The sequence below is a fragment of the Arthrobacter sp. OV608 genome, from assembly GCA_900110595.1.
Taxonomy (GTDB): domain Bacteria; phylum Actinomycetota; class Actinomycetes; order Actinomycetales; family Micrococcaceae; genus Arthrobacter.
The window spans coordinates 1-6,115 of record FOEZ01000046.1 but is presented as its reverse complement, the minus strand read 5'-3'; the positions used below and the strand labels follow the sequence as shown (position 1 = coordinate 6,115).

The 6,115-nt window shown below is 59.8% G+C and carries 6 protein-coding genes; 5 read left to right on the top strand and 1 reads right to left on the bottom strand.

The features are described from left to right. The first annotated feature begins 487 nt into the window (after positions 1 to 487). The 3 genes from BMX78_RS22395 to BMX78_RS22390 all read left to right on the top strand — a co-directional run bounded on the left by BMX78_RS22395 (position 488) and on the right by BMX78_RS22390 (position 2,883). Entirely contained in the window at positions 488 to 1,087 is a 600-nt protein-coding gene (locus tag BMX78_RS22395) for a nuclear transport factor 2 family protein (protein WP_091424783.1), read from the top strand. Between the two features lie 262 nt (positions 1,088 to 1,349). Continuing rightward, entirely contained in the window at positions 1,350 to 1,535 is a 186-nt protein-coding gene (locus BMX78_RS23800; RefSeq protein WP_139205078.1) for a putative sulfate exporter family transporter, read from the top strand. 307 nt (positions 1,536 to 1,842) lie between these two features. After that, the gene (locus BMX78_RS22390; RefSeq protein WP_170850930.1) at positions 1,843 to 2,883 is read left to right on the top strand and encodes a LacI family DNA-binding transcriptional regulator; all 1,041 of its coding nucleotides are present in this window, start codon (positions 1,843 to 1,845) and stop codon (positions 2,881 to 2,883) included. A 74-nt stretch (positions 2,884 to 2,957) separates the two neighbouring features. Here BMX78_RS22390 and BMX78_RS22385 read toward each other — a convergent pair whose 3' ends face one another. Continuing rightward, positions 2,958 to 4,325: an MmgE/PrpD family protein gene (locus BMX78_RS22385; protein WP_091424786.1), complete on the bottom strand. Its 1,368-nt coding sequence runs from the start codon at positions 4,323 to 4,325 to the stop codon at positions 2,958 to 2,960. Positions 4,326 to 4,538: 213 nt separating this feature from the next. Between BMX78_RS22385 and BMX78_RS22380 the strand changes: the two genes are divergently transcribed. Then, the gene (locus BMX78_RS22380; RefSeq protein WP_170850929.1) at positions 4,539 to 5,708 is read left to right on the top strand and encodes an LLM class flavin-dependent oxidoreductase; all 1,170 of its coding nucleotides are present in this window, start codon (positions 4,539 to 4,541) and stop codon (positions 5,706 to 5,708) included. Between the two features lie 114 nt (positions 5,709 to 5,822). Next, positions 5,823 to 6,115: isocitrate lyase/phosphoenolpyruvate mutase family protein (locus BMX78_RS22375; RefSeq protein ID WP_170850928.1), on the top strand; the 293-nt coding region annotated here is incomplete at its 3' end.

Below are 6,115 nucleotides of genomic sequence, written 5' to 3'. Positions count from 1 at the left end.
ACCTGTTCGACTACGTTACCGACCTTGAGCTTTTCCGCACTGACACGATCCCCGCCTTCGAAGCAGAACTCGCAAAGCACGGCAAAACATACCGCCGGCCCTCTGTTCCCGAAATCATCACCGAGTCAACGGCAGTCTAAACCGTGATTTCCATAATGGTAGGCGCCGATCGAGACTGAGCTGGAAGCTGCTGTAGGGCGACGGATCGCTATCAATACCGAGGGTGTTTCGGCGGCATTGTTGTCGGACCCTGATCTCGATCCACGCCTGGCACGACCGATCCTGATTGCTCCACGAACGCTGTCCCTGGCCGCGCACTTCATCAAGGAGGAATACCAGGGCAACAAGTGGCGCCACGTCCCCGGAAGTCAGGTCACATACACCGGTGTTGAAGCGCAGGCAACTGTATAGACAGCTCGACGTTCGGTGTCACAGCACGACAAGATCGCAATGCGGAGAACGCGCAGAATGCCAAAGGAGGCGCACTATGACTCTGGAAGTCAACAATGTTAACGCGAGCCCCGACATCGAGGCCGGGTCGGAACGACTGCACCTGCAGCGATTGGCTGACCTGCACGCCATCCAGCAGCTTGCGGCGATCTACCCTATCCTTGTCGACAGCCAAGATCTGGATGGGCTGATATGTCTTTTCGCACAAGATGGCATTTTCTTGCGTGCCGGGGCTGTGCATTCAGGTCGCGACGAGCTTCGTCAGTTCTACGGCCAGATCATGAACACGTACTCCCTGACCGTCCACACGGTGCATCAGCACGTGGTTGACCTGGCGTTGGGTGCAAACACAGCGGTCGGCGTGCAGATGGGTCATGGTGAGGTTGCGGTCGACGGGCAGCGGATGCTCGCCTCATTCCGTTACGACGACGAGTACTGCCGAGTTGATGGCAGGTGGTTGTTCGCGCGTCGGCAGATGCGATACCAGTACTTCACCTCCCACGAAGAGCTGGGGCTGAGCATGGCTGGTCGCCAGCGGGTTCGCGTTCCGGGTGCTGCTCCGCGTGAGGCAGAGATTCCAGAAGAGCTGCCGTCTTACCGAGCCGCGCAGGCTGCTCGCGACGAGGAAGTTCGATAATGCCAGAGCCCGCGACGACAGCTCAGACGCCCTTCGACCGCGCCAACGCGATACGGCAGCGGGCACTCGTTGTACTGAATCAGGACGTTGGTTACAGCGTGAATAGGTGAAGACCTCTTAGGTTGGTGGTTACGACACACAGCCAACGACTAAGCGGTCTTCATGTTCCACCGTAGTGCCCGTCTGACCCCGACCGGTAGACGGATCCTCGTCGAACGCGTCCTGAGCGGTCGGCCGATTGCCCATGTAGCCAAGGAAAGGCGTGCTACCTGCTCTCGATCCCCTACTGGGGTTATCTGACCTGCAAGCCGGCATCTCGATCGGAGCAAGCGTTCACGAGGTCGCTCAAGTGGCCGCGGCCGGCGGCATTGTTTCCGCCTCAGCGGCCAGGAACTTCTTTAAACCCCACAAGATGCCCGCGGCGGCGGCCCGCGGAACGATTGCGTAGATTGCCGACGTTTGCTCCGATCACGACGGCGATCAGGAGCGCAGACAGCCCGGGACAAGCCCGACTATGAGAATGGTTACGAGTCCAGCGGCGAGGAGTATTGCCCGGTCAAGCCCATGCTTGCGCACCCGGCGTCGCGTTGTGAATTTGCATGGGTCCACTCTGAATGCCGAGACCGCGCTCCCCGGTAGACCCAACCCCGTTGGCCGGGGCGTAGAGTCAACGTATGCCCCTTCACTGGCGGACAATCCTCCAACTCATCCCGTCTGGCTAGTTTGGATAGCTATTTGCCGCTAGCATCATGAGTGTGCTGGGAACCAATTCAAAAACAGCTCTGACAAGCCGCGATATTGCAAACTTGAGCGGCGTATCGCAAAGCACAGTGTCGCGTGTGCTGAGCGGGCATCCAAACGTGTCGGCGAAGACCCGCAAGAGGGTTACCGAGGTCCTCCGTGAAACAGGTTTCGTACCTAACGCAAGTGCCCGCGCTATGCGTACCCAGCGCTCACGGTCTATTGGACTCGTCGTCAGCACCCCAGTAAACCTCTATGCGATGGAAGTAATGAGAGAGGTGCACGAGCACGTCGCCCGTCACCGTTTACGGCTGAGTGTATGGCTGGCCGACACGGATGGTAACGCGCCGGATGCCCTGCAGGCTCTGCGGGAGCGGTCAGTCGATGGACTTATCTACACTTCGGCGGTCGATCAGATGCCCGAGCTTGAGGCCGACATTAGTGCTGGCGCGCCTATCGTGCTTATGGGACGCACCATCCGCGGAATACCAACGGACACGGTGGCCGGAGCAAACGTGCAAGGCGGACGCCGGGTAGCAGAGTACCTTCTGGAGAACGGTCGTCGTGATGTAGCGCTGGTGGGCGGTCGCGCATTCAGCCCAGGACGCGAGATCGAGCAAGGATTCCGGCAACGCCTGGAGAGCCTAGGTTCCCCATTGGCTGATAATCGCATCATCTACGGCGACCTATCATACGGGTCCGGCGAGCATGCGCTTGAGCAGTTGTGGAATGGCAAAAAGAAGCCCGACGCCATCTTTTGCGTCAATGACCTTGTCGCCTACGGTGCCCTCGACGCTGCTCGCAAGATGAAAATCCGAATTCCTGAAGACCTTTGGGTTGTCGGGTACAACAACATCACGATGTCGGAGTGGGCCGCTTACGACCTCACCACGGTTCAGTTGCCAATCGCACCTATGGCCGAAATCAGCGTGGAGTTGCTCCTGCGACGGATCGACGGGGAACAGACGCCCACCCCAAAGCGACGACGAGTCGAGGGTGCACTCCTTGTTCGAGGGTCGACAGCCCACGCACCTGCAGCGCCATCGACGAAATGACACACGGGATTTCGGACTTCTCTAGGAGCCGAATTTTTCTCCACCCGAGCCGCCAGTTACTCTTCGTTTGCACTCTACGCCGGTTGCAGGCTCAGCAATTGACTGATCTTGCTCTCTGGATCCAGGTGTGTAAAACGCTCCACTAAGGCTCGTGCAGCCGATGAGCCAATGACCGGACTGGTAAGCGCGACGAATTTGCTCTCCAGCGCCTTCCACTCCGCAGGTAGCTCGGCGTCGGGCGTGGGCTCGAAGACATCGACTTCGGCTTCGAGCCGATCTCCGTTCAGGAGAGTGATGGCGACTTTCGTCGGCGCGGTCATCGCCCTGTCACTCTCCAGAAGAACCGCAACCTTCTGGCGCAGGGCGATCAGACGCGGATCGTGCACGCTTTCGTCTGAAAACGCCTCCGGGCCGGTGCCTAGACCAGCGAGAGCAACGCTGGCCGCATGTCGCTGGCTGAACTTGCCCTCGAGCCCCGTGGCGGGGTCACTGATGCAACAAATATCAGCCACCTTCTCCGAGACGTACAACTGCACGTCGGCGATATCGCCCTCGGTGAAGGCATTTTGCGCACGGAGCTTGGCGATACCGTCGATCGAAGAATGGGTGCCGTGACAGCTTGCGTGCCGCTTGAACAGGACCGACTCGATCGCCAATCGATCGCCCATTACTCCCTGCGGGCGAGACGGGTCGAAGGTGGTGCTGTGCGTCCAGGCGAAGCCTTGCCGTCCCTCGATTCCGTCGGACGGCGCGGTGAATCCCTTGGACGCTAGTTGCGCGGCCAGAAGGCCGTTCGATGCAGCCTTCGCGGCATTAAGGTGTTTGCCCATCGATCCGAATACGCGCCTCAAGCCCGAAGCTTGGGTGGCCGCCAGAGTATAGGTTCGCTCGATGCCGTCAATGTCGAGATTGAGGAGACGTGCGCTGGCACCGGCGGCACCGAACGTCCCGTAAACGCCGGTGCCATGGAAGCCGTTCTCGTAGGCCGAAGGACCCATTGCGAGTGCGATGCGAGCCTGTCCTTGCAGGCCGGCCACGATCGCTTCAACAACCTGTGCGGTTGTTGCATCCACCATCTCGCCGAGCGCTACCGTTGCCGAAACAATTGCGGCTGACGGGTGGCCGTCAGTCCACAAACTCGAGTCATCGAAGTCCAGAGCATGAGCAGCAATCGCATTTGCCAGTGCTGCGTCGCGCGGGGAACTGCGAAGGTGCGTCCCGATGATAGTTGCCACCGGTCGAGAGCCGCTATCCGTGGCTATGGCCTGTGCTATTCGCCCAGTCGGCTCGACGGAGCCCGCGATCACCACTCCGAGCCAATCGAGCAGCACATGCTTTGCTCTCGTCAGCGCATGCGGTGGAAGGTCTGCGTGACGGATTGCAGCAATTTCGGTCGCTACCTGAGTGGTGAATCCTTCAGGGGATATCTCGGTTACTGGCATAACTGGAGTCGATCAAAGCTAGGTGACATAGTCAAGCCCACGAGGGATCGTATGCAAAAATTGTCTGCTGGCGGGGAAAGCGAAGAAAATAGCGCGCGAAGGTTTCGCATTCAAGGCTGTCATGGTATCGTATTCAGAAATGGTTGGGTGTGCTTGTGGCTGTCGGGGGTTTCCTCGGTGCCGCCTGCGATTGTGCGAATTCGAGGTGGAGTTTTGTCAGCGAAGGCGGAAGAGAAGTTGAGCGTGCCATCGGAAGCGGTGGATGTTCGTGTCGATAAGTGGTCGACGCCGGTTTTGAATGATGAGAATCGGTTGAAGTTGGCGACGTTTGCTACCAACATGCGTGGGAGTGTGACGCTTGCCAATGTCGAGGGCAAGGTCCTGGGCAGTTGGGAGGAGAGCCTTCGGTTGGCGCAGCATGCTGACCGGATCGGGTTTGATGCGGTGATCCCGGTGCAGCGGTGGCGTGGATTTGATGGTCAGTTCAATTTGTCGGCCCGTTCTTTTGAGCCGTTCACGTGGGCGACGGCGTTGCTGGCGCGGACGCAGCGGATCCAGGCGTTTGCCACGGTGCAGGTTCCGTTGATCCACCCGGTGATGGCGGCCAAGATGGCGGTGACGGCAGATCATGTGTCGGGGGGCCGGTTCGGGATCAACGTTGTGGCGGGGTGGTTCCCGGAGGAGTTCGCCATGTTCGGCCTCACCCAGCGTGAGCACGATGCCCGGTACGCTTACGCTGATGAGTGGACGACGCTGCTGAAGCGGTTGTGGACCGGTGATGCTCCGGCGGATTTCAATGGTGAGTATATTAAGGCTGTTGACGCGTTCTCTGACCCGCACCCGTTGCAGGACCCGTATCCGGTGATTATGAATGCGGGCACCAGCGGCCCTGGCCGCGACTTCGCCGCCACCCACAGCGACCTCATCTTCGCGTCGCTGCAGAACATGGCGACCGCGCGGCGTCAGATCGCGGAGATCAAGCAGCAGGCGTTGGCTTCCCATGGCCGTGAGGTGCGGGTCTTTGGGCGGGTGCACATTGTGTGTCGCCCGACTGAGCAGGACGCTCAGGACTACTTCCGGTTTGTGCACCGCGACAACGCTGATGTTGCCGCGATCGAGAAGCTGTTTGACAAGAGCACCGCGAACTCAAAGAGCTTGGAAGTTGATCCCGAAGAACACGGGCAGATGATCGAGCGGCTCGCCGCCGGCCGCGGCGCGATGACTCTGATCGGCACCCCCGAGCAGGTTGTTGAATCGCTGCTGGAGTTGACCAACGCCGGACTCGACGGGGTTGCGATCTCCTGGGTCAATTACGATGAGGGACTCCAGCAGATGGAAGACGAGATTCTGCCCCTCATGGTCCAAGCCGGCCTCCGCAGTTAGTGTCATGAGCCGTTCCAGCCTGCAGCACTGCTGCGCGGGGACTTGGGGAACGCTCTGCACCCGCGTGCGCCGCGGGCAGCCATATCTACGCTCAATGGAGAGAGGAACACCCACATGCCGATGAGCGACATAATAAAGAAGCCGGGGTCGGCCGCCGCTCGCTTGCGTGAACTGATCGCGGGTGATGGGCTGGTTCATATTCCCGGGGTTCATGACCCCTTTTCGGCGCGGGTAGCCCAGGATCTGGGATTTGGCGCGGTGACCATCGGCGGCGGGGTTACCGTATCGGTCGCGTACCATGCGATTCCGGATATGACGATGATCTCCACCCGCGACATCATCGATGTGGCCCGGGGCATCACACGGGCAATTGACATTCCGCTTATCGTCGATTTCGACGACGGGGG

Excerpts from the sequence above, each read along its gene's own strand:
- BMX78_RS22395 (WP_091424783.1), top strand. The coding sequence starts at position 488 with ATGACTCTGGAAGTCAACAATGTTAACGCGAGCCCCGACATCGAGGCC.
- BMX78_RS22385 (WP_091424786.1), bottom strand. The coding sequence starts at position 4,325 with ATGCCAGTAACCGAGATATCCCCTGAAGGATTCACCACTCAGGTAGCG.